This is a genomic window from Mycobacterium sp. GA-2829 (genome assembly GCF_001499965.1).
Taxonomy (GTDB): Bacteria; Actinomycetota; Actinomycetes; order Mycobacteriales; family Mycobacteriaceae; genus Mycobacterium.
On sequence record NZ_LQIT01000023.1, the window covers coordinates 207,186 to 228,867 of the forward strand.

At 71.0% G+C, this 21,682-nt stretch carries 23 protein-coding genes and 1 pseudogene; 12 read left to right on the plus strand and 12 right to left on the minus strand.

The annotated features are described in order from the left end of the window. Positions 1–13: 13 nt before the first annotated feature. Both AU194_RS15880 and sdhC read right to left on the minus strand, forming a co-directional pair. Complete coding sequence (locus tag AU194_RS15880; protein ID WP_059090198.1) at positions 14–487, minus strand: succinate dehydrogenase hydrophobic membrane anchor subunit; 474 nt, start codon at positions 485–487, stop codon at positions 14–16. Continuing rightward, entirely contained in the window at positions 488–913 is a 426-nt protein-coding gene (sdhC, locus tag AU194_RS15885) for a succinate dehydrogenase, cytochrome b556 subunit (protein ID WP_082698667.1), read from the minus strand. 230 nt (positions 914–1,143) lie between these two features. Between sdhC and AU194_RS15890 the strand changes: the two genes are divergently transcribed. From AU194_RS15890 to AU194_RS15905, 4 genes are read left to right on the plus strand one after another with little or no spacing between them, the layout of a single operon-like run. After that, positions 1,144–1,560, plus strand: a complete 417-nt coding sequence (locus AU194_RS15890; protein ID WP_059090200.1) for a cytidine deaminase — start codon at positions 1,144–1,146, stop codon at positions 1,558–1,560. Positions 1,561–1,589: 29 nt separating this feature from the next. Beyond that, positions 1,590–2,891 (plus strand): thymidine phosphorylase, encoded by a 1,302-nt coding sequence (locus AU194_RS15895; protein ID WP_059090241.1) that lies wholly within the window; start codon positions 1,590–1,592, stop codon positions 2,889–2,891. A gap of 25 nt (positions 2,892–2,916) precedes the next feature. After that, positions 2,917–4,005, plus strand: coding sequence for an adenosine deaminase (locus AU194_RS15900; protein WP_059090242.1), 1,089 nt, complete (start codon positions 2,917–2,919; stop codon positions 4,003–4,005). Further along, positions 4,002–4,505 carry a MarR family winged helix-turn-helix transcriptional regulator gene (locus AU194_RS15905; RefSeq protein WP_059090201.1) on the plus strand — a complete coding sequence of 168 codons (504 nt, stop codon included), beginning with the start codon at positions 4,002–4,004 and terminating at the stop codon, positions 4,503–4,505. The genes AU194_RS15900 and AU194_RS15905 overlap by 4 nt, the downstream gene beginning before the upstream one ends. Before the next feature lie 7 nt (positions 4,506–4,512). On the opposite strand, the gene AU194_RS15910 is transcribed toward AU194_RS15905, so the two are convergent. The 5 genes from AU194_RS15910 to AU194_RS15930 all read right to left on the minus strand — a co-directional run bounded on the left by AU194_RS15910 (position 4,513) and on the right by AU194_RS15930 (position 8,290). Next, positions 4,513–5,259: an SDR family NAD(P)-dependent oxidoreductase gene (locus AU194_RS15910; RefSeq protein ID WP_059090202.1), complete on the minus strand. Its 747-nt coding sequence runs from the start codon at positions 5,257–5,259 to the stop codon at positions 4,513–4,515. 69 nt (positions 5,260–5,328) lie between these two features. Continuing rightward, positions 5,329–6,603, minus strand: a complete 1,275-nt coding sequence (locus tag AU194_RS15915; RefSeq protein ID WP_059090203.1) for a hypothetical protein — start codon at positions 6,601–6,603, stop codon at positions 5,329–5,331. Positions 6,604–6,613: 10 nt separating this feature from the next. Continuing rightward, entirely contained in the window at positions 6,614–6,952 is a 339-nt protein-coding gene (locus AU194_RS15920; protein WP_082698669.1) for a YbaB/EbfC family nucleoid-associated protein, read from the minus strand. Further along, a complete protein-coding gene (locus AU194_RS15925) occupies positions 6,909–7,994 on the minus strand; it encodes a C40 family peptidase (protein ID WP_059090244.1) in 1,086 nt (361 codons plus the stop codon). The genes AU194_RS15920 and AU194_RS15925 overlap by 44 nt, the downstream gene beginning before the upstream one ends. Positions 7,995–7,996: 2 nt before the next feature. Continuing rightward, a complete protein-coding gene (locus tag AU194_RS15930; RefSeq protein ID WP_059090204.1) occupies positions 7,997–8,290 on the minus strand; it encodes a hypothetical protein in 294 nt (97 codons plus the stop codon). 50 nt (positions 8,291–8,340) lie between these two features. Here AU194_RS15930 and upp point away from each other — a divergent pair, with 50 nt between their 5' ends. Further along, positions 8,341–8,964 carry a uracil phosphoribosyltransferase gene (gene upp / locus AU194_RS15935; RefSeq protein ID WP_059090205.1) on the plus strand — a complete coding sequence of 208 codons (624 nt, stop codon included), beginning with the start codon at positions 8,341–8,343 and terminating at the stop codon, positions 8,962–8,964. A gap of 1 nt (position 8,965) precedes the next feature. On the opposite strand, the gene AU194_RS15940 is transcribed toward upp, so the two are convergent. Together AU194_RS15940 and AU194_RS15945 are read right to left on the minus strand one after the other, a co-directional pair. Further along, positions 8,966–10,606, minus strand: a complete 1,641-nt coding sequence (locus tag AU194_RS15940; RefSeq protein ID WP_059090206.1) for a phospho-sugar mutase — start codon at positions 10,604–10,606, stop codon at positions 8,966–8,968. Further along, complete coding sequence (locus tag AU194_RS15945) at positions 10,603–11,055, minus strand: MarR family winged helix-turn-helix transcriptional regulator (protein WP_059090207.1); 453 nt, start codon at positions 11,053–11,055, stop codon at positions 10,603–10,605. Before AU194_RS15945 ends, AU194_RS15940 begins: the two co-directional genes overlap by 4 nt. A 90-nt stretch (positions 11,056–11,145) precedes the next feature. On the opposite strand from AU194_RS15945, the gene AU194_RS15950 reads away from it, so the two are divergent. Further along, positions 11,146–12,270 (plus strand): AbrB family transcriptional regulator, encoded by a 1,125-nt coding sequence (locus AU194_RS15950; protein ID WP_082698670.1) that lies wholly within the window; start codon positions 11,146–11,148, stop codon positions 12,268–12,270. Here the strand turns inward: AU194_RS15950 and AU194_RS15955 are convergent. Next, the gene (locus tag AU194_RS15955; RefSeq protein ID WP_059090209.1) at positions 12,216–13,010 is read right to left on the minus strand and encodes a purine-nucleoside phosphorylase; all 795 of its coding nucleotides are present in this window, start codon (positions 13,008–13,010) and stop codon (positions 12,216–12,218) included. The genes AU194_RS15950 and AU194_RS15955 overlap by 55 nt on opposite strands. Before the next feature lie 55 nt (positions 13,011–13,065). Between AU194_RS15955 and AU194_RS15960 the strand changes: the two genes are divergently transcribed. Both AU194_RS15960 and AU194_RS15965 read left to right on the plus strand, forming a co-directional pair. Continuing rightward, positions 13,066–14,247, plus strand: a complete 1,182-nt coding sequence (locus AU194_RS15960; RefSeq protein WP_059090210.1) for a M20 family metallopeptidase — start codon at positions 13,066–13,068, stop codon at positions 14,245–14,247. Next, positions 14,244–15,419 carry an amidohydrolase gene (locus tag AU194_RS15965; protein WP_059090211.1) on the plus strand — a complete coding sequence of 392 codons (1,176 nt, stop codon included), beginning with the start codon at positions 14,244–14,246 and terminating at the stop codon, positions 15,417–15,419. The genes AU194_RS15960 and AU194_RS15965 overlap by 4 nt, the downstream gene beginning before the upstream one ends. Here the strand turns inward: AU194_RS15965 and AU194_RS15970 are convergent, their stop codons facing one another. Both AU194_RS15970 and AU194_RS15975 read right to left on the minus strand, forming a co-directional pair. Beyond that, positions 15,420–16,691, minus strand: a complete 1,272-nt coding sequence (locus tag AU194_RS15970) for a DUF4032 domain-containing protein (RefSeq protein ID WP_059090212.1) — start codon at positions 16,689–16,691, stop codon at positions 15,420–15,422. Between the two features lie 102 nt (positions 16,692–16,793). Beyond that, a complete protein-coding gene (locus tag AU194_RS15975) occupies positions 16,794–17,282 on the minus strand; it encodes a gamma-glutamylcyclotransferase (protein WP_059090213.1) in 489 nt (162 codons plus the stop codon). 86 nt (positions 17,283–17,368) lie between these two features. Here AU194_RS15975 and AU194_RS15980 point away from each other — a divergent pair, with 86 nt between their 5' ends. From AU194_RS15980 to AU194_RS31220, 4 genes and pseudogenes are all read left to right on the plus strand, one after another. Further along, positions 17,369–18,781 (plus strand): NAD(P)H-quinone dehydrogenase, encoded by a 1,413-nt coding sequence (locus AU194_RS15980; RefSeq protein ID WP_059090245.1) that lies wholly within the window; start codon positions 17,369–17,371, stop codon positions 18,779–18,781. A 20-nt stretch (positions 18,782–18,801) separates the two neighbouring features. Then, positions 18,802–20,541, plus strand: a complete 1,740-nt coding sequence (locus tag AU194_RS15985) for a glycerol-3-phosphate dehydrogenase/oxidase (protein ID WP_059090214.1) — start codon at positions 18,802–18,804, stop codon at positions 20,539–20,541. Next, complete coding sequence (locus tag AU194_RS15990) at positions 20,538–21,425, plus strand: pseudouridine synthase (RefSeq protein ID WP_059090215.1); 888 nt, start codon at positions 20,538–20,540, stop codon at positions 21,423–21,425. The genes AU194_RS15985 and AU194_RS15990 overlap by 4 nt, the downstream gene beginning before the upstream one ends. Positions 21,426–21,541: 116 nt before the next feature. After that, positions 21,542–21,682 (plus strand): annotated as a pseudogene (locus AU194_RS31220) (RNA-binding protein); the annotation flags it as partial.

The following is a 21,682-nucleotide window of genomic DNA, read 5'->3' on the forward strand; positions in this document are numbered from 1 at the left end:
AGGGCTCACGTCCTTACGAGATGTTCGCGTCGAACGTCAACAGCACGTAGGTGCCGAGGACGAGGATGAAGATCATCGACAGCGCCAGCAGCGAGTTCAGCCAGAACCGCGTCGAGTCCTTACGGGCGTAGTCGGAGATGATCACCCGCAGCCCGTTGCCGCCGTGCAGCTGGGCCAGCCACAGCAGCAGCAGGTCCCAGGTCTGCCAGAACGGCGAGGACCACCGCTGCGCGACGTAGTTGAAGTCGATGCGGTACACGCCGTTGTCCCACATCAGCATGATGAACAGGTGGCCGAGGGCAAGAAAAACGAGGACGACACCAGAAAAACGCATGAACAGCCAGGCGTACTTCTCGAAGTTGGGCATCCCGCCCGGGCGCTTGGGCGCACGCGGGTTGTCCAGGCTCGGCGGCCGGTCGTAGCTGCGCTGCAGGACGGGGGCGGGGCCGCCGCGATCGCTGATGTGGTCGTACGGATTCTCGGCCATTTAGAGGAACCTCTCCGCCATGTGCATGCCGATCACGCCGACGGAGGCGATCAGCACCGCGATGAACACGCCGGCGACCACCCACAGCATCTTCCGCTGGTAGCGCGCGCCCTTGGACCAGAAGTCGATCAGGATGACGCGGATGCCGTTGAGGGCGTGGTAGAGCACCGCGGCGACCAGACCGATCTCCATCAGGCCGATGATCGGGGTCTTGTAGGTCTCGATGACGCTGTTGTAGGCCTCGGGGCTGACCCGTACCAACGCGGTGTCGACCACGTGCACGAACAGGAAGAAGAAGATCGCCGCCCCGGAGATGCGGTGCAGCACCCACGACCACATACCCGGGTCGCCACGGTAGAGGGTGCGGCGGCGGGACGGTTTGGATCGCGGCGACGAGACGTCGTCCGCTGCTGTCGCAGTACTCATTAGTCCTCCAACGCCATCGGTGGACGCTTGGGGGCGGATACCCGGACCTGTCGGGCTGAACCGCTGCCCCAAACCTCGGGGCGACTCTAATCCCCTTTGTACTGCCGAACGAACTAGCGTGTTGCCGTATGCGCCGCTCAGAGGCCGAAAGTTAGGGTCGCCTATGTGCCGCGGGGGGCGGTCCGGCGCGGTTTTCGGAATCCATTCAGAGCTGGGGTGAGAGGACGCACGTGGCTGTCGATATCGATTGGGAAGTGTTGCGCCGCAGGGCTATTGACGTTTCCGCACGGGCCTACGCGCCGTACTCGGGGTTTCCGGTCGGCGCCGCCGCGCTCGTCGACGATGACCGAATCGTGACCGGATGCAATGTGGAGAATGTCTCATATGGCCTGGGTCTCTGTGCCGAGTGCGGTGTGGTCTGCGCCCTGCATTCCAGCGGCGGCGGACGGCTGGTCGCGCTGTCGTGTGTGGGCCCCGATGCGGAGTTGCTGATGCCGTGCGGACGGTGCCGCCAGGTGCTGCTCGAACACGGCGGACCCGAGCTGTTGATCGACCATCGGCAGGGCCCGCGGCCGCTGCGCGAACTCTTGCCCGACGCGTTCGGACCCGATGACCTGGCCCGCGGCGTGGCGGGGGAGAAGCGGTGACGCGCTTCGACTTCGATGCGCCCCGGCCCATGTCGCATCTCGATGCTCCGACGGTCATCCGGACCAAACGCGACGGCGGTGTGCTGTCCGACGAGCAGGTCGACTGGGTGATCGACGCCTACACCCGCGGCCGCGTCGCCGACGAGCAGATGTCGGCGCTGCTGATGGCGATCTTCCTGCGCGGGATGACCGGAGCCGAGATCGCCCGGTGGACGGCGGCGATGGTCGCCTCGGGGGAGCGGTTCGACTTCACCGACCTGCGTCGCGCGACCGACGGCCGTCCCCTCGCGCTGGTCGACAAACACTCCACCGGCGGGGTCGGGGACAAGATCACGATCCCGCTGGTGCCGGTGGTGATGGCCTGCGGCGGTGCGGTACCCCAGGCCGCGGGTCGCGGGCTCGGCCACACCGGCGGCACCCTCGACAAACTCGAGGCCATCCCGGGATTCACCGCCGAACTCACGAAAAGCCAGATCCGCCAACAACTTAGCGAACTCGGCGCGGCGATCTTCGCCGCCGGCGAGCTCGCACCCGCCGACCGCAAGATCTACGCGCTGCGCGACGTCACCGCCACCACCGAATCGCTGCCGCTGATCGCGAGTTCGGTGATGAGCAAGAAGATCGCCGAGGGCGCCCGCGCCCTGGTCCTCGACACCAAGGTCGGGTCGGGCGCGTTCCTGCCCGACGAGACCCAGGCGCGGGAACTGGCCCGCACCATGGTCGAACTGGGCGCCGCGCACGGGCTGGTGACGCGCGCGCTGCTCACCGACATGAGCGTCCCGCTCGGCCGCGCCGTCGGCAACGCCGTCGAGGTCGCCGAATCGCTGGACGTGCTCGCCGGCGGCGGACCCGAGGACGTGGTCGAGCTGACGGTGGCGCTGGCCACCGAGATGCTCGACGCGGCCGGCCTCGACGCGAAGGACCCCGCCGACACGCTGCGCGACGGCACCGCGATGGACGCGTTCCGGGCGCTGGTGACCGCGCAGGGCGGAGACCTCTCCCAGCCGCTGCCGATCGGTGGCCACAGTGACACCGTCACGGCACCCCGCGGTGGCACGATGGGAGACATCGACGCGATGGCGGTGGGTCTGGCGGTGTGGCGGCTCGGGGCGGGCCGCTCGGCGCCCGGTGAGCAGGTGCAGTTCGGTGCGGGCATCCGCATCCACTGCCGCCCGGGGGAACCCGTGCGCGCGGGTGAGCCGCTGTTCACGCTCTACACCGACACCCCCGAACGCCTCGGACCCGCGCGCGCCGAACTCGGCGGCGGCTTCCGCGTGGCCGACCACGCCCCGCAACGCAGGCCGCTGGTCATCGATCGGATCACCGGTTGACGAGGGAACGTGAGGAGATGTGCCGATGACGACACCGCTGACCCTGGAGAACCTCCGCCAGGCGCCCAAGGCGCTGCTGCACGACCATCTCGACGGCGGGCTGCGTCCGTCGACCGTGCTGGAACTCGCCCATGAGCACGGCTACGAGGACCTGCCCGCCGACGACGTCGACGACCTCGCCACGTTCTTCCGCACCGCCGCCCACAGCGGGTCGCTGGTGCGCTACCTCGAACCGTTCACCCACACCGTCGGGGTGATGCAGACCCCGGCGGCGTTGCACCGGGTCGCGTTCGAATGCGTCGAGGACCTCGCCGCGGACAACGTCGTCTACGCCGAGGTGCGGTTCGCGCCGGAACTGCACATCGAGGGTGGGCTGAGCCTGGACGAGGTCGTGGACGCGGTGCTCACCGGGTTCGCCGACGGGGAGAAGGCCGCGGCGGGCGCGGGCCGCACGATCACGGTGCGCTGTCTGGTCACCGCGATGCGGCACGCCGCCCGCTCACGCGGGATCGCCGAACTGGCCATCCGGTTCCGCGACCGCGGCGTCGTCGGGTTCGACATCGCCGGCGCCGAGGCCGGCTACCCGCCCACCCGCCACCTCGACGCCTTCGAGTACATGCGCGGCAACAACGCGCGGTTCACCATCCACGCCGGTGAGGCGTTCGGTCTGCCGTCCATCCACGAGGCGATCGCGTTCTGCGGCGCCGACCGGCTGGGGCACGGCGTGCGCATCGTCGACGACATCACGATCGCGCCGGACGGTCAGGTGAAGTTGGGCCGGCTGGCGGCGATCCTGCGCGACAAACGCATCCCGCTGGAGCTGTGCCCGAGTTCGAACGTGCAGACCGGCGCGGTGGCCAGCATCGCCGAGCACCCGTTCGACCTGTTGGCGCGCACCCGGTTCCGGGTCACGGTCAACACCGACAACCGGCTGATGAGCGACACCACGATGAGCCAGGAGATGCTGCGCCTGGTCGAGGCGTTCGGCTACGGCTGGACCGATATGGCCCGGTTCACGATCAATGCGATGAAGTCGGCGTTCCTCCCGTTCGACGAGCGGCTGGCGCTGATCGACGACGTCATCAAACCGCGCTACGCGGTGCTGGCGGGGTGAGCGGCGACGACCGCAGGCTGAACCCGTCGCAGCGCCGCGCGTGGCTGGCCTACATGCGGGTCTACCACCGGCTCGAATACGAGATGAACCGTCAGCTGCAGGCCGACAGCGGGTTGTCGCTGGCCGACTACACCGTGCTCAATGCGCTGACCAACGCGCCGCGGTATCGCGCACAGGTCAACGTGCTGGCGACGACGATCGGCTGGGAGCGCAGCCGGCTCTCGCACCACCTGCAGCGGATGGGGCGGCGCGGGCTCGTCGAGCGGTCCGAGTCCGCGGGGGACCGGCGGGTGACGGATGTGGTGCTCACCGACGAGGGCCGCCGGCAGTTCGAGGCCGCCGCGCCCGGGCACGCCGCCCGGGTGAAGGAGTTGTTCTTCGCCGATCTCACCGACGCGCAGGAGAACACCCTGGCCGACGTCCTCGAGGCGGCGTACGAGTCGATCCTGCGGCACGGCACGCTGCCGCGGCCGGTCATCGACGAGGACCGGCCGCGGTAGAGGTGCGTCAGATCTGTTCGGCGCCGCCGTCGACGAACAGTTCGCTGCCGGTGGCGAAGCTGCTCTGGTCCGAGGCGAGGAACGCCACGGCGGCGGCGATCTCCTCGGGCCTGCCCAGGCGGCCCAGCGGGGTGGCGGCGACCATTTCGTCGAGCATCTGCTGCTCCTGACCGGCCGCGGCCAGCCCCTTGAGCCCGGGCGTCTCGGTCGACCCCGGGGTGACGGTGTTGACGCGGATGCCGCGGCCGACCAGCTCGGCCGCCCATGTCCTGCCGAAGGAGCGGATGGCCGCCTTCGACGCGGCGTAGGCGCTGAAGGCCGGCGTCCCGTTGTGCGCGGAGGTCGACCCCGTCAGCACGATCGAGGCGCCCTCGTTGAGCAGCGGCAACACCGCCTGCACTGTGTAGACCGTGCCGAACACGTTGGTGCCGAACGTGGTCGCCAGATGCTCGGGGGTGATGTCGGGCAGGGCGGCGAACTCGCCGCCGCCGGCGTTGGCGAACACGACGTCCAGCCCGCGGCCACGGGCGCGGATCGCCTCGACGACGGGTTCGAGGTCCTCCGGTCGCGACACGTCGCCGCGGATCCCGGTGGCGGCGTCACCGATCGACGCGACGGCCGCGTCGAGCGCCTCCTGGCGGCGGCCGGTGAGGAACACATGGGCACCCTCGTCGGCCAGCCGCTGGGCGCTGGCCAGTCCGATGCCGGAATTGGCGCCGGTGACCAGGGCGGTCTTGTTCTCGAGCAGTTTCATGACGTGTCTCCGATCGTCGGTTGCGGATACTCGCACCCAACAATCGGTGACATGTCACCTATTCCCGGGTCACTCCTGACGCAGGCGGGACTCCACGAACGCCTCCAGCGCCTCCCACTGCTGCACGGCCTCCGCGTAGGGCGGTTCGGGCCGCTCGGCGGCGTCGGGATTCAGCGCGTAGGTGACGAACGCCCCGAGCGCGGTGCCCGAGTCGAGGGTCTTCTCGACGGTGTTGTCCTCGGCGTACTGGCCGACGTCGCGCAGCAGTTCGAGCGCGAGTTCCAGTTGGTCGCGGTCGATGGTGTCGGGGCCGTCGGCGATGTCGTCGGACAGGCCGCTGAGCACGTAGACGTTCTCGTCGATGATCTCGACCGCGAGCGAGCCGTCGGTCGCGGCGGTGCGGATGTCGTCGTAGGTGGCCAGGTCAGACAGGTCGTGGTCGTGTTCGTCGGCCAGGTAGCGGGCCAGGGCACGTTCGGAGCCGAAGACGCTGATGCGGCCGTTGCGACCGAGGAAGACCGGTTCGTCCTCGAGGTAGCAGCGCAGGGTGTAGAAGGTGCCCGACCGGGTCATCAGCCGCACCGGGTCGATGCCGACCTTCAGCCAGAAGTCCTCGTCACTGCCGAGAACCGCTGCGGCCGAGGGGGTTTCGAGCGGTTCGGCATCCTCGGCGACGGTGTCGTCGTCCTCGGCGTCCTCGACGGTGGCCGCCGCGTCGGTGTCCTCGTCGACCTCGGGTTCGGGCGCAGGCTCTTCGAGTTCGGCGGCGGCCTTCGCCGAGGCGGCGGTGTCGACGTCGGGGACGGTGACGATCTCGTCGATCGCGTCGAGCACGCCGTCCCAGCTGCGCGCGATGACCGCTTCGATCTCGCCCCAGCGTTTGCGGCCGCTGCGGCCCTTGAACGCCTCAGCACCGCCGCCCACCGTGCTCAGCTGCGGGTTGCCGTTGAAGAACTTCGTGACCGCGGGCAGGTCGCAGACCGATCCGATCGACGAGGCGATCGCCAGCGCGCGGTGCAGCGTGCTCACGACGGTCTCGGTGGCCTTCTCGGCCGCGGACTCGGGGACGCCGACGAGGTCGTACTCGCGGTCCTCGCTCGGGGTGAACCGGTGCGCGGACGCCTCGGTCAGCTTCTCCCAGGCCGGGTGGTCGGTCAGGTCGTTTTCGGTGTTGGTCCGTACGAACGCCACCAGATCGGCGACCGACTCGAAGGCGTAGAGGTCCTCGTCCTTGCCGAGGAAGGCCTCCCACTCGTCGCCGGCGTCGCGCCAGCGCGGAGCCCACAGTGTGTACAGGTCGCCCTTGGTCAGCCCGAGCCGAACCGGCACGATGTCAGCAGCCATGCGGCACAGCCTAACGATCGAGTTCTGCGATCAGATCGCCGAGCACCGCGTGCCGCCGCACTCGGGCGTCGCGGGCGGCTGCCTGCACGGTCTCGACGATCGCCGCGCCCAGTCGTTCCGGAGGCAGCCGGGTCGCCGGGTCGGCGAGTGTCAGCGCCAGGAGGATGCCGTGGCCGTCGACCTCCGCGGCGACGACACCGTCGGCCGAACGCGCCCGTCCGCGGCCCGCGGCCAGCGCGTCGGCGGCGTCCGCGAGGGTGGCGGCCTGGCGGCGTGCGCGGTGCAGCGTCTGGTCGACGGCGTCCTCACGCCGTCGGCCGCCAGAACCCCTGAAAACCCTGTCCGGCATTCGTCGTCCTGACCGCCGAGAGTTTGACCGGATCACCCGCCTCCACCATGACGCCGTCGCCGACGATCATCGCGACGTGGCCGTCCCACACCGCGAGGTCGCCGGGCCGCAGTGAGCCGGGGTCGACCGGCGCCCCGACATCCTGCTCCTGCGCCAGCCGGGGCAGCTCCAGGCCCGCCTCGCGGTAGGCCCACTGCGTCAGCCCGCTGCAGTCCAACCCGACTCCCGGCGTGGTGCCGCCCCACTGGTACGGCACCCCGAGCTGGGTCAGGGCGTGGCGCACCGCCTCGGCGGCGACCGCATTCGGCGCGGTCGCGGTACTGCCGTCGGGTAACCGCACCGCCACGCCGTCGCCGAACAGCCCGGGATCCGGTGACGCGGCACGCGAACGCGCGGCGCTCTCGGCGGCCGTGCCGACGCCGGATCCGGCAGGCGACGCCCACGAGGCCAGCGACGCCATCGGGGTAGCACCGCCCGGGGCGCCGCCCAGACCGCGCGGCATGCCGCCGCCGAAGCCGGCGGGCACCGTCGGCGCCGGACCGCTCGGGGGCAGTGCACCGGCGTGGGTGTCCAGTTCGGTGCGCAACTCCTCGACGATCGCGACGGCATCGCGCAGCGCCTGCTGGGCTTCGGCGACGAGTTCTTCGGCGACGCCGGGGCGGTCGAGGTGCGGTTCGAGCGCGGCCGCGCGGGCCTCGAAGCGGTCGACGATCTCCTGCAGGCGGGCGCCGGCGCGGACGACCGCAGCGCCCGCCTCCCGGGTGCGCGCCGTGAGCCGGCCGGTGCGCTCGGCCAGATCGATGACCGCCGCCGCGGTCGAGGCCGCGAACGCGGCGGCCTCCTGCGCGCCCGCGCCGGCCCATCCGTCGGCGGTGTCCGCCCACGTGGTGCGCGTCGCGGCCGCCACCTCGTCGAGCCCGTCGCGCACTGCGCCGAGCGCGGCGGCCGGCGGACCGCCCGAGGCGTCCGGCCAGCCGGGTCCGACGAGGGCACGCACCTCGCGCAGCGGGGCGGACAGTGCGGTCACCAGCGCGCCCGGCACCGTCACACCCGGAACAGCGCGGCCGCGCGCAGTGCCGCGCCGTCGTAGGCGGCAGCCGAACCCGCCGCGGCGCCCGCACCGCCGGTGAACCGGTCGGCCAGCGCGGCGGCCTCGGCCGACCCGGCTGACGCCGAGTCGGACAGCGCCGCGAGGAAGCGTGCGCCGACCGGGCCGAGCGCCTCGGCCGCCGCGGCGACCGGGACGGCGGTCAGTGCGGCCGCCGCCGCCGCGAGTTCGGCGGCGTGTGCGGTGTGGATGTGCGCGAGCGCGCGGATGGTGTGAGTGTCGGCGAGCATGCGATTACGACGTCTGCGACCGGCGTTCGGTTCCCGCTAAGGTCTGGCCCATGGATGTGCGCGTCGTCGACCACCCGCTCGCCGCTGCGCGGCTCACCACGCTGCGCGACCAGGCCACCGACAACGCGGCCTTCCGCTCCGCCCTGCGCGACCTCACGCTGATGCTGGTCTACGAGGCCACCCGCGACGCGGCCCGCGAGGACATCGAGGTGCGCACGCCGATCACCACGACGCGCGGATCGCGGCTGGCCCGGCCCCCGCTGCTGGTGCCCGTGCTGCGCGCCGGGCTCGGAATGGTCGACCAGGCGCACGCGCTGATCCCGGAGGCCCAGGTCGGCTTCGTCGGCGTGGCCCGGGACGAGGAAACCCACCAGCCCACACCGTATCTGGAGTCGCTGCCCGCCGACCTCAGCACGCAGCCGGTGTTCGTGCTCGACCCGATGCTGGCCACCGGCGGATCGCTGGCGCACACGGTCGGGCTGCTGCAGGCCCGCGGCGCCGTCGACATCACCGCGATCTGTGTGGTGGTCGCGCCCGAGGGTCTGGCCACCCTGGAACGCGCCGCCCCGGACATGCGGTTGTTCACCGCCACCATCGACGAGGGGCTGAACGAGGCCGCCTACATCGTGCCCGGACTCGGCGACGCCGGGGACCGCCAGTTCGGCCCCCGCTGAGCTACCACTGGCCGGCGAGCGCCACCAGTTCGTCGCACAGCTGCTGCGCCTCGGCGCGCGCGGTCGTCACGTCGTCGCCGCGCGGGGCGCGACGAACCTCGATGTAGGACTTGACTTTCGGCTCCGTCCCCGACGGGCGGACCACCATCCGCACCGAGGTGTCGGCGTCACCGCCGGTGAAGATCACCGCATCCGACCGCATCGGCTCGTCGGCGGTGGCGAGGTCGGTGACAGTCACCTCATGACCGCCGAGGCGGTCCGGTGGGGTGTCGCGCAGCCGGGCCATCAGCGCGGCCGCCTCGTCGGCGTCGGCGACGGTGCGGTTGGCCGCGGCGGTGACGTGGACACCGTGGCGGCGGGCCAGGTCGTCGAGGACGTCGAGCACCGTGCGGCCGTGGTCCTTGAGCACCGCGACGAGGTCGCACACCAGCACCGCGGCGCTGATGCCGTCCTTGTCGCGGACCGCCGCCGGGTCGACGCAGTGCCCGATGGCCTCCTCGTAGGCGTAGACCAGGGTCTTGCCGGGTAGATCGTCGTCGGCGCGGGACAGCCACTTGAACCCGGTGAGCGTTTCGGTGTAGTGGGCGCCGTACGACTCGGCGATTGCCGCGAGCATCCGCGACGACACCACGGTGCTGGCCACCACGGTCGCCGCCGCCACCTCGCCGGGTTCGACCTGGGCGAGGATGTAATCGCCGAGCAGCCAACCGGTTTCGTCGCCGGTGAGCATGCGCCACCCGTCGGGGGTGGGCACCCCGACCGCGCATCGGTCGGCGTCGGGGTCCAGGGCGATCGCCACGTCGGCCTCGACCTCGGCGGCCAGTTCGAGCAGTGCCTCGACCGCGCCGGGTTCCTCCGGGTTGGGTAGCTCGACGGTCGGGAAGTCCGGATCGGGCGAGAACTGCTTCTCGACGACGTGCACATCGGTGATGCCCGCGCGCACGAATGTGTCCATCGCGTACTCACCGCCCACGCCGTGCAGCGGGGTGAACGCGACCCGCACCGGCGTCGTGGACTTGCGGACGTTGGCCGCGCGTTCGACGTAGTGCGCGATCTCCTCCATACCGCCGGTTTCCACGACGGCCCTTTCGATCTCGTCGGCGAACGGCGCCTCGGCGATCGCGGCCTCGATGTCGGTGTCGTCGGGCCCGACGATCTGCAGCCCCTCGGAGAAGTACACCTTGTAGCCGTTGTCGGTGGGCGGGTTGTGCGATGCGGTGATCTGGATACCCGCCGCGGCGTGCATGTGCCGCACCGTGAATGCGATGACCGGTGTGGGCACGGCGGCCAGCAGCAGGATCACCTCGAAGCCGCGGGCGGCGAGCACTTCGGCAGCGGCACGGGCGAATTCGTCGGACTTGTGCCGGGCGTCGCGGCCGACGACGACCTGTGACCCGCCGAAGCCGCGGTCTTCGAGGATCTTGGCCACCGCCCAGGTCGTGCGCAGGACGACGGCCATGTTCATGCCGTTGGGTCCACCGCGCAGCGGCCCGCGTAGGCCCGCTGTCCCGAATGTCAGTGAGCGGGAGAACCGCTCGTCGAGATCCTCCGGATCACACTGGGACAACTCCGCCGCGGTCTCCGGGTCGGGGTCATGAGCGATCCACTCCTGCACGGTCGTCGAGAGTGCCGAGGAAGTCATGGGGCAAGTGTGCCCGCTTTCGCATCGTTTAATGCCAGCTTGCGCAGCACCGGTGCGACGAGCATCAGCAGGTCGAATTCCAGGTCGGTCAGCGTGTCGGCCATGGCCCGGTGCAGCCACGCGTCGCGCTCGGCGCGGTCGGCCTCCAGCAGCGCCGTGCCCGCGGCGGTGATCTCGACCAACTGGCGGCGGCGGTCGCGCTCGTCGGGTCGCCGGGAGATGAGCCCGCGGGCCACGAGTTCGTTGATGCTGTCGGTCAGCGACTGTGCCCGCACGTGCAGGCAGGCGCCGAGTTCGGCCGGGGTGCTGACGCCGGTGCGGCTCACCTCGCCGAGCAGTTCGAGTTGGCTGAGCGTCAGACCGTGGTCGGGCCGGTGCCTGCGCATCTGCCGCGCGACGGCCATGATCGCCTCACGGAGTTCGGTGGCGGGGGCGGTGCGATCGGTCATGAACAAGTTATACCTTCATATTTCCCGCCAGAAAGTTGCATTTCCCGGTCTTGCCGCGCCGAGATGTGAAGGACATACTTGGTATCGATGATGCGGCAGATCCTGAAGTGGCTCCTGCTGGCGGCGGCGTCGGCCGCCGTCACCGTGCCGCTCTCCCTGGCCGGGGTGCCCTCGGCGGGGCTGTTCGCCGCGTTGGCCGTCGGCATCGTGCTCGCCCTGGCGTCGCTGGCGCCCGCCGGCGTGCCCCGCCCCGCGGGCGTGGCGGCCCAGGGTGTGCTCGGCGTCTACATCGGCACGATGGTGCAGCACGACGCCTTCGCCGCCCTCGGCTCGGACTGGCCGTTCGTCGCAGGCATCGCGGTGGCGACCCTGCTGCTCAGCGTGGCCGCCGGTGCGCTGCTCGGGTTGCACCGCGACGTCACACCGTTGACCGGCTCGCTGGCGTTGACCGCGGGCGGCGCCTCCGGGCTGGTGGCGATCGCCCGCGACCTCGGCGGCGACGACCGCGTCGTGTCGGTGGTGCAGTACCTGCGGGTGGCGTTGGTGACCGCCTCCATGCCGCTGGTCGTCGCGTTCGTCTATCACCCCGACAAATCGCACCCCTCCGACGGGCTGGCCCAGAGTGCAACCGCGCCTTGGTATCTCAGCATCGGCATGCTCATCGTGCTGGTGGTCGTCGGCGCCGCGGGCGGCCGGCTGCTGCGGCTGCCGGGTGCCGGCCTGCTCGGCCCGATGGCGCTGACCGTCGTCCTGCAGCTGACCGGGCTGTCGTTCGGGCTGTCCGTTCCGGGTGTGCTGGTGCAGATCGGCTACTTCGTCATCGGCTGGCAGGCCGGGCTGGCGTTCACCACCGCATCCCTGCGGGCGATCGCCCGGGTGCTGCCCGCGGCGCTGGCGCTGATCCTGCTGCTGGGTGTCGGCACGGCCGGTCTCGGCGTCGCGTTGGCGCACTACACGGGGCTGACGCCGCTGGAGGGCTACCTCGCGACGAGTCCCGGCGGGGTGTACGCGGTGTTGGCGACCGCGGTGGAGACCGGCTCCAACGTCACGTTCATCATCGCCGCGCAGGTCCTGCGCGTGCTGCTGATGCTGTTCGCCGCCCCGCTGCTGGCGCGGGCGGTGGTGTGGGCGAGCCGGCGGTTGGCCCGGCGCCGCGGCGATCAGAGCGCCGAGATCACCCCGGCCAACAAGGCGCCCATGCGCGTCGCGGACTGACGGCCCGCGGCCAGCACCTCGTCATGCGACAGCGGTTCGCCGGTCATCCCCGCCGCGAGGTTGGTCACCAGCGAGACCGCCAGCACCTCGGCGCCTTCGGCGCGCGCGGCGATCGTCTCGTGGACGGTCGACATCCCGACCAGATCGGCGCCGAGGGTGCGCAGCATCCGGATCTCCGCGGGGGTCTCGTAGTGCGGGCCCGGCAGCCCGGCGTAGACGCCCTCGACCAGCGTGGGGTCGAAGGTCGCGGCCAGTTCGCGCAGCCGAGGGGTGTAGGCGTCGACCAGGTCGACGAATTGGGCGCCGACCAGCGGTGAGCGTGCGGTCAGGTTGAGGTGGTCGCTGATCAGCACCGGCTGCCCGACGGTGAGATCCTCACGCAGTCCGCCCGCGGCGTTGGTCAACACCACGGTCCGCACCCCGGCCGCGCACGCCGCCCGCACCGGATGCACGACGTGGCGCAGGTCGTAGCCCTCGTAGGCGTGGATGCGGCCGACGAGCACGAGCACCCGGTGGTCGCGGATCCGGACCGACAGCGCCTGACCGCCGTGGCCCGCCGCGGTCGGCGGGGTGAAGCCGGGCAGCTCGCTCATCGGCAGCGTCGCGGTGGGCGTGCCGAGCGCGGCGACGGCGGGCGCCCACCCCGAGCCCAGCACCACTGCCACGTCGTGTTCGTCGACGCCGGTGCGCTCGCGGATCGCCGCCGCGGCCTGTTCGGCCGCCTCTGCCGGGCTGGTCACGGGGGCGAGCTTAGCTGTCGCTCGGCGGCCGCCTGTGCAGTGAGATACTGCGTGAATGCCCTCCGCAACCGCATCGACGAGCGTCGAAGACGCCGTCCATCGCCGTCGCGGAGACCTCATCGAGCTGTCGCACGCCATCCACGCGGAACCGGAACTGTCCTTCGCCGAACACCGCAGCTGCGCCAAGACCCAGGCGCTCGTCGCCGAGTACGGCTTCGCGATCACCCCCGCGGTCGGCGGACTCGACACCGCGTTCCGCGCGACCTACGGCAGCGGTCCGCTGACCGTCGGGATCTGCGCGGAGTACGACGCGCTGCCCGGCATCGGTCATGCCTGCGGGCACAACATCATCGCCGCGTCGGCGGTCGGCACCGCGTTGGCGCTCGCCGAGGTCGCCGACGAACTCGGGCTGACGGTGGTGCTGGTCGGCACACCCGCCGAGGAGGCGGGCGGCGGCAAGGTCCTGATGCTCGAGCGGGGCGTGTTCGACGACATCGCCGTCGCGGTGATGCTGCACCCCGGCCCCGTCGACATCGCCGCGGCCCGCTCGCTGGCGCTCTCGGAGGTCGACGTCACCTACACCGGCCGCGAATCGCATGCCGCCGTCGCCCCGCACCTCGGCGTCAACGCCGGCGACGCCGTGACGGTCGCGCAGGTCGCGATCGGGTTGCTGCGCCAGCAGCTGGCGCCCGGCCAGATGGTGCACGGCATCGTCGCCGAGGGCGGGCAGGCCAGCAACGTCATCCCCGCGCGCACCCGGATGCGCTACACGATGCGGGCCGCGGAATCGGCCGCGCTGCGCGAACTCGAGGGCCGGGTCGCGGGGTGTTTCGCCGCGGGCGCCGTCGCCACCGGCTGCGATCACGAGGTCGTCGCCACCTCGCCCGCATACGCCGAACTGCACCCGGATCGCTGGCTGTCCGAGGTGTTCCGCGACGAGATGCACCGCATGGGCCGCACCCCGGTGCCGCCCGAAGTGGAGGCCGCGCTGCCGCTGGGCAGTACCGACATGGGTAACCTCACTCACGTGGTGCCGGGGATCCACCCGGTGGTGGGTGTGGACGCCGGCGGTGCGTCCATCCACCAGCCCGCGTTCACCGCGGCCGCCGCGGGACCCAGCGCGGACCGTGCTGTGGTCGAAGGTGCGATCATGCTGGCGCGCACGGTGGTCCGTCTGGCCGAGACCCCCACCGAGCGCGACCGGGTGTTGGAACGACAGGAGAGGCGGGCGTCATGAGCGTGCTCAAACATGCTGCGGCGCGCTGGTTGTCCGCCCACTACGACGAGCTGGTGTCCTGGCGCAGGCACATCCACGCGCATCCCGAACTGGGCCGCCAGGAGTTCGCGACCACCCAGTTCGTCGCGGCCCGCCTCGCCGACGCCGGCCTCAACCCCAAGGTGCTGCCCGGTGGCACCGGCCTGACCTGTGATTTCGGGCCGGAGGACGGTCCGCGGATCGCGCTGCGCGCCGACATGGACGCGCTGCCGATGGCCGAGCGGACCGGTCTGCCGTTCTCCTCGACTGTGCCCAACGTGGCGCACGCCTGCGGCCACGACGGGCACACCGCGATCCTGCTGGGCGCGGCGATGGCACTGGCCTCGGTGCCCGAACTGCCCGTCGGGGTCCGGCTGATCTTCCAGGCCGCCGAGGAGCTGATGCCCGGCGGCGCGATCGACGCGATCGCGGCGGGGGCGCTCAGCGGGGTGTCCCGCATCTACGCGCTGCACTGCGATCCGCGGCTGGCGGTCGGCCGAGTGGCGGTGCGGCCCGGGCCGATCACGTCGGCGGCCGACCAGATCGAGGTGACGCTGCACTCGCCGGGTGGGCACACCTCGCGACCTCACCTGACCGGCGACCTGGTCTACGGGCTGGGCACGTTGATCACCGGGGTGCCCGGCGTGCTGTCGCGCCGCATCGATCCGCGCAACAGCACGGTGATGGTGTGGGGTGCGGTCAACGCCGGTGTGGCCGCGAACGCGATCCCGCAGACGGGGACGCTCGCGGGCACCATCCGCACCGCGTCGCGCCAGACCTGGTTGACGCTGGAAGATATTGTCCGCGAAGCCGTTTCGTCCCTGTTGGCGCCGCTGCAGATCGAGCACAGCGTGCTGTACCGCCGCGGTGTGCCGCCGGTGGTCAACGAAGAGGTGTCCACGCGCATCCTCACCCACGCGATCGAGGAGATCGGTCCCGACGTGCTCGCCGACACCCGCCAGTCCGGTGGCGGTGAGGACTTCTCCTGGTACCTCGAGGACGTGCCCGGCGCGATGGCGCGGCTCGGGGTGTGGAGCGGCAAGGGTCCGCAACTGGATCTGCACCAGCCGACGTTCGTTCTCGACGAGCGGGCGCTCGGCGTCGGCGTGCGGGTGATGGTGAACCTGATCGAACAGGCCGCCCTGGTCCCGTAGTCAGTCGTCGTCAAGCTCGATGACCGGCATCGGTTGCGTCGGGACCTCCGCGACCGCCATCTTGGCCGCCGAATCGGGCGGGATGACGTCACGGGCCATCGCGACCAGCGCGCGTTCGGTGCCCACGTCGCGCCCCGCGCGTTCGCTGAGCAACCACCGCACCTCCAGCAGATCGCAGAACGCCTGGATCGGCGTGCCCGCCCGGCCGATCGCCTTGTGCGCCCGGTGCATGGTCGGCGTGGCCACCTCCATCACCCACAGCTGCGCGGCCGTCGACTCGTCCACGTCCTGGCCCTGCTCCTGACTCAGCCGCGCTTGAAAGGTCCGCAGGTCGCCGAGCAGCGTGCGCGCCTGCCCCTCACCGACGTCGAGACCGGTCAGCGTGCGCAGCCGTTCGGCGTGGAAGCGGCGGTCACCGACGGCGACGTGCAGGCGCAGCCGGTCGGGGCTGGAGTCGTCGACCGGGTGCAGCGTGACCTCTTCGACGGCGAAACCGAGTTCGTTGAGCCTGCGGATCGTGCCCTCGACGCGGTAGCGGTCGCTGAACGCGAAGACCGGTTCGGCGTGCAGCACGTCCCACAACCGCTGGTAGCGGTTCGGGATGTCCTGCGCCTCGGCGATCAGCGCATCCTCGAGCTCCTCCGGCGAACCGAGGTAGGCGGCCAGGTCCATCAGGTCGGCGGCCACGTTCTCGACGAGGATGTCCAGGTCGTGGCGGCGCTGACCGTCCGACAACCGCGGGTGCACCTCGGAGGTCTCGGCGTCGACGAGCCACGCCTGCAGCACCTGCCCGTCGCGGGAGAACAGCGTGTTGGCCAGGGAGCAGTCACCCCAGAACACGCCGTGGCGGTGCAGTTCGACCAGCAGCGTGGCCATCGCGTCGAACAACCGCGCGCGGTGTTTGGGTTCCTCGGGCGGCAGCCGGCGGAACAGCCGCCGGTACTGCCAGGACCCGTCGAGAAAACGGGTCAGCAGCAGCGAGGTCTCGAAGTCGGGTTGGTGCACCAGCCCGGCCCGCCGCACCGCGGGCAGCCCCATTTCCTCCAGTGCGCCGAGCACGCCGTACTCCTTCTCCGCGATGCGCGGCGGGAGGTCCTTGACCGCCCACAGGGCGTCGTCGCAGGCGACGAACTTGACCAGGTGGCGGCTCGGACCTACCGCGATGTCGCGTAACGGCACGTCGGGCACCGCCCACTCCGCGAGGGGTCGGTCCCACGGCAGGGCGAGCAGTCCGGCACTCGGGGTGCGCAGCCGGAGTTCAGGCACGGCCATACCACCACCCTGTCAAAACGACGGGGTGCGAGGGTGCGCACTTGCCGAGATTTCCGCGGCGTGTCGTGTGCAGACCCGCACGCTCGCGGGGGGAGGGGAGGGTCAGCCCGGGCTGCCGGGGCCGACGCTGCGCGACGGGCGGGTGCGCAGGTCGTGCACGTATTCGGCTGGGGCACCGGCGATCTCGGCCGCGTCGGCCATGACCCCGAGGTAGCGCGCCGAGGGCAGCCCGCCCTCCCAGGCGTCGACGACGTAGAGCCACGCGAGCACCGGCTCAAGTGGGGTGTCCGTCGAGAACCCAGTAACCCGATCGACGCGGCAGCGGATCTTCTTGTGCACGCCGAGCTCGGAGCCCTCCCAGCGGTCGAGGGTCTCCTCGTCCTCTTTGGTCATGTCGTAGAGCACGACGAACACCTTCGACAGCGGATCCTCCACGACCGTGGCGAGCGCACCCTCCCAGCCGATGTCCTCGCCGCCGAACGTCAGCCGCCAGCCGTGCAGCCAGCCGGTGCCGGCCATCGGCGAATGCGGTGCACGCTCCATCATCTGCTCGGGATGCATGTTCGACCCGTAGGCGGCGTAGAGCGGCACGGTAGGAGAGCTTAACCGGCGACCGCGCGGCCGCGCCCGGAAGCGTCAGCCACAGTCCCCCGGGGCCCAGCGGCTAGATTGTGTCCGTGGCAACCCGCATCGTGATCCTCGGCGGCGGGCCCGCCGGCTATGAAGCGGCCCTCGTCGCCGCGGGCAGTGGTCCGGACGTCCACGTCACCGTCGTCGACTCCGACGGGGTGGGCGGGGCGTGCGTGCTCTACGACTGCGTGCCGTCGAAGACGTTCATCGCCTCGACCGGGGTGCGCACCGAGCTGCGCCGCGCGTCGGGCCTGGGCTTCGACATCAGCATCGAGGACGCCAAGATCTCGCTGCCCCAGATCCACAACCGCGTCAAGACGCTGGCCCGGTCCCAGTCCGCCGACATCGGCAGCCAACTGCTGCGCGAAGGTGTGACGGTGATCGGCGGCCGCGGTGAGCTGGTCGACGACGTGCCGGGGATGGCCCACCACCGGGTGCGGGTCACCACCAAGGAGGGGCGCGTCGCGACGCTGAAGGCCGACGTGGTGCTCATCGCCACCGGCGCCAGCCCCCGCGTGCTGCCCGGCGCGGTGCCCGACGGCGAGCGCATCCTGACGTGGCGGCAGCTCTACGACCTCACCGACCTGCCCGAACACCTCGTCATCGTCGGTTCCGGCGTGACCGGCGCGGAGTTCTGCAATGCCTACACCGAACTCGGGGTGACGGTGACCGTGGTCGCCAGCCGCGACCAGATCCTGCCGCACGAGGACAGCGACGCCGCCGCGGCGCTGGAGGAGGTGTTCGCCGAACGCGGCGTCACCCTCATCAAGAACGCCCGCGCCCAGTCGGTCACCCGCACCGCCGACGGGGTGAAGGTGCAGATCGCCGACGGCCGCACGGTCGAGGGCAGCCATGCGCTGATGACGGTCGGGTCGGTGCCCAACACCGAGGGCCTCGGCCTCGAGCGGGTGGGTATCGAACTGGCGCGCGGCGGCTACATCCCCGTCGACCGAGTGTCGCGCACCCCGGCGGCGGGCATCTACGCCGCCGGTGACTGCACCGGCCTGCTGCCGCTGGCGTCGGTGGCCGCGATGCAGGGCCGCATCGCGATGTACCACGCGCTGGGCGAGGGGGTCGCGCCGATCCGGCTGCGCACCGTCGCCTCGGCGACGTTCACCCGCCCCGAGATCGCCGCGGTCGGGATCCCGCAGACCGCGATCGACGACGGCAGCGTGCCTGCCCGCACGCTCATGCTGCCGCTGAACACCAACGCCCGCGCGAAGATGTCGCTGCTGCGGCACGGTTTCGTCAAGATCTTCTGCCGGCCGGCGACCGGGGTGGTGATCGGCGGCGTCGTGGTCGCGCCGATCGCCTCGGAACTGATCCTGCCGATCGCACTCGCGGTGCAGAACCGCATCTCGGTGACCGACCTCGCGCAGACCCTGTCGGTGTACCCGTCGCTCTCGGGATCGATCGTCGAGGCCGCGCGTCGGCTCATGGCACACGACGATCTGGACTGAACCCACGTAGCCTGGGAACGGTGAGTGACCCGATCGCAGGCAACCGCCAGACTTTGCTCGGGCCCGAGCAGCGGGCCGAGGCCTGGCAGCGGCTCGGCAGCGAACAGTTCGACGTCGTGGTGATCGGCGGGGGTGTGGTCGGGGCGGGCGCCGCGCTCGACGCCGCCACCCGCGGACTGAAGGTCGCCCTGGTCGAGGCTCGTGACTACGCTTCCGGGACGTCCAGTCGCAGCAGCAAGATGTTCCACGGCGGGCTGCGCTACCTCGAACAGCTCGAGTTCGGGCTGGTGCGCGAGGCGTTGCACGAGCGCGAGCTGTCGCTGACCACCCTGGCCCCGCACCTGGTCAAACCGCTGCCGTTCCTGTTCCCGCTGACCAACAGGTGGTGGGAGCGGCCGTACGTGGCGGCGGGCATCTTCCTCTACGACCAGCTCGGCGGCGCGAAATCAGTTCCCGCGCAGAAACATCTGACGAAATCCGGGGCGCTGCGGCTGGCGCCCGGACTCAAGCGCAGCTCGCTGATCGGCGGAATCCGGTATTACGACACCGTCGTCGACGACGCACGGCACACCATGACCGTCGCCCGTACGGCCGCGCACTACGGCGCGGTGGTGCGCACCTCCACCCAGGTGGTGAACCTGCTGCGCGAGGGGGATCGGGTCATCGGTGTCACGGTGCGCGACAGCGAGGACGGGGCGGTGACCGAGGTGCGCGGGCACGTCGTGGTCAACGCCACCGGGGTGTGGACCGACGAGATCCAGGCGCTGTCGCGGCAGCGCGGCAGGTTCCGGGTGCGGGCGTCGAAGGGGGTGCACGTCGTCGTGCCGCGCGACCGGATCGTCAGCGAGGTCGCGATCATTCTGCGCACCGAGAAGTCGGTGCTGTTCGTGATCCCGTGGGGGACGCACTGGATCATCGGCACCACCGACACCGACTGGAACCTCGACCTCGCGCATCCGGCGGCCACCAAGGCCGACATCGACTACATCCTCGATCACGTCAACACCGTGCTCGCCACCCCGTTGACGCACGACGACATCGACGGCGTCTACGCCGGTCTGCGGCCGCTGCTGGCGGGCGAGAGCGAGGAGACCTCGAAGCTGTCCCGCGAACACGCGGTCGCGAGCCCGGCGCCGGGGCTGGTCGCGATCGCGGGCGGTAAGTACACGACGTACCGGGTGATGGGGGAGGACGCCATCGACGCGGCCGCCGAATTCGTGCCCGCACGGGTGGCGCCGTCGATCACCGAGAAGGTGCCGCTGATGGGTGCCGACGGCTACTTCGCGTTGATCAACCAAACCCAAAGTGTCGGTGAACGTTACGGGTTGCACCCGTACCGGGTGCGGCATCTGCTCGACCGGTACGGGTCGTTGATCAGCGAGGTGCTGGCGATGGCCGAGGGGAACCCCGAGCTGCTGACCCCGATCACCGAGGCGCCGGTCTACCTGAAGGTGGAGGCCTACTACGCGGCGGCCGCTGAGGGGGCGCTGCACCTCGAGGACATCCTGGCTCGCCGAATGCGGATTTCGATCGAGTATCCGCACCGCGGGGTGGACTGTGCCCGCGAGGTCGCCGAAGTCGTCGCGCCCGTGCTGGGTTGGAGCGACGAGGACGTCACCCGCGAGGTGGACACCTACTGTGCGCGCGTCGACGCCGAGGTGCGCAGCCAGCAGCAACCCGACGACGAGTCCGCCGATGCGCTGCGCGCCGCGGCGCCCGAGGCCAGGGCCGAGATCCTCGAACCCGTCCCGTTGCGATGAGCCGGGTGCGGCCCGCGCCGCTTCCGGTGCGCGACGGGCTGGGGCCCGCGCGGGTGCGGTTGCGTGGCGGTGCGGTGCTGGTGGAGTTGGCCTCGCGGTTCGGCGATGCGGCGGCGGCCAAGGTGTTCGACGGCGAGGTGGTGTGCGCCGACGGAACGGTGGTCACGCCTGCGACGGTGCTGCCGCCGGGTGCGCATGTGTACCTGTATCGCGATCTGCCGCACGAGGTTCCGGTGCCGTTCGAGATGCCGGTGCTGTTCCGCGACGAGAACATCGTGGTGGTCGACAAACCGCATTTCCTGGCGACGATGCCGCGCGGTCGGCATGTCGCCGAGACCGCGGTGGTGCGGCTGCGGCGGGCACTGGACATGCCGGAGCTGTCGCCGGCGCACCGGTTGGACCGGTTGACCGCGGGGGTGCTGGTGTTCACCACGCGCCGCGAGGTGCGGGGGCGGTATCAGCAGTTGTTCGCCGACGGTGCGGTGTCGAAGGTGTATCTGGCGCGGGCGGGTGTCGACCCGGGGCTGTCGTTCCCTCGTGTGCTGCGGAGCCGGATCACCAAGGAGCGCGGGCGGTTACAGGCGTTCGAAGAGCCGGGGGAGCCGAACGCGGAGACGGTCGTGGAGCATCTCGGCGACGGGTTGTACCGGTTGACGCCGCGGACCGGGCGGACGCATCAGCTGCGGGTGCACATGGCGTCGCTGGGGTTGCCGATCCTCGGGGATCCGCTGTATCCCGACGTCATTGATGTCGCTGCCGACGACTTCTCTCGGCCGATGCAGCTCTTGGCGCATCGGTTGGCGTTCGACGACCCGCTGACGGGGGAGCGGCGGGAATTCTTGAGTGGGCGAACCCTACTGGCGCGCCGAGACTACGGTTGTTGACGCGTTTCGGCGAAATTCCGTCAACAACCGTAGTTTCGCGGCAGGGTGTAGGCGATGGGTGCCACAATTGGCGGGTGGGTAAATTTCGGCCGCTGTCTGCGGCGTCTGCAACCGCGCTGATATTCGCCGGTGTTCTGACCCCCGTCGTCCCCACCGCGAACGCCACCGTCTGCGGATCGGTGGGCGGCCGACACGTCGACGTCACCGGATGCGCCGACCCGCTGTCCTACCTCAACGATGCGTTGCCGCCTCCGCCC

Bases quoted from the DNA above. Each gene is read 5' to 3' on its own strand.
- AU194_RS15880 (WP_059090198.1), bottom strand. From the start codon at position 487: ATGGCCGAGAATCCGTACGACCACATCAGCGATCGCGGCGGCCCCGCC.
- sdhC (WP_082698667.1), bottom strand. From the start codon at position 913: ATGAGTACTGCGACAGCAGCGGACGACGTCTCGTCGCCGCGATCCAAA.
- AU194_RS15895 (WP_059090241.1), top strand. From the start codon at position 1,590: ATGTCGCATCTCGATGCTCCGACGGTCATCCGGACCAAACGCGACGGC.
- AU194_RS15900 (WP_059090242.1), top strand. From the start codon at position 2,917: ATGACGACACCGCTGACCCTGGAGAACCTCCGCCAGGCGCCCAAGGCG.
- AU194_RS15910 (WP_059090202.1), bottom strand. From the start codon at position 5,259: ATGAAACTGCTCGAGAACAAGACCGCCCTGGTCACCGGCGCCAATTCC.
- AU194_RS15915 (WP_059090203.1), bottom strand. From the start codon at position 6,603: ATGGCTGCTGACATCGTGCCGGTTCGGCTCGGGCTGACCAAGGGCGAC.
- AU194_RS15920 (WP_082698669.1), bottom strand. From the start codon at position 6,952: ATGCCGGACAGGGTTTTCAGGGGTTCTGGCGGCCGACGGCGTGAGGAC.
- AU194_RS15930 (WP_059090204.1), bottom strand. From the start codon at position 8,290: ATGCTCGCCGACACTCACACCATCCGCGCGCTCGCGCACATCCACACC.
- upp (WP_059090205.1), top strand. From the start codon at position 8,341: ATGGATGTGCGCGTCGTCGACCACCCGCTCGCCGCTGCGCGGCTCACC.
- AU194_RS15940 (WP_059090206.1), bottom strand. From the start codon at position 10,606: ATGACTTCCTCGGCACTCTCGACGACCGTGCAGGAGTGGATCGCTCAT.
- AU194_RS15945 (WP_059090207.1), bottom strand. From the start codon at position 11,055: ATGACCGATCGCACCGCCCCCGCCACCGAACTCCGTGAGGCGATCATG.
- AU194_RS15950 (WP_082698670.1), top strand. From the start codon at position 11,146: ATGCGGCAGATCCTGAAGTGGCTCCTGCTGGCGGCGGCGTCGGCCGCC.
- AU194_RS15960 (WP_059090210.1), top strand. From the start codon at position 13,066: ATGCCCTCCGCAACCGCATCGACGAGCGTCGAAGACGCCGTCCATCGC.
- AU194_RS15965 (WP_059090211.1), top strand. From the start codon at position 14,244: ATGAGCGTGCTCAAACATGCTGCGGCGCGCTGGTTGTCCGCCCACTAC.
- AU194_RS15970 (WP_059090212.1), bottom strand. From the start codon at position 16,691: ATGGCCGTGCCTGAACTCCGGCTGCGCACCCCGAGTGCCGGACTGCTC.
- AU194_RS15990 (WP_059090215.1), top strand. From the start codon at position 20,538: ATGAGCCGGGTGCGGCCCGCGCCGCTTCCGGTGCGCGACGGGCTGGGG.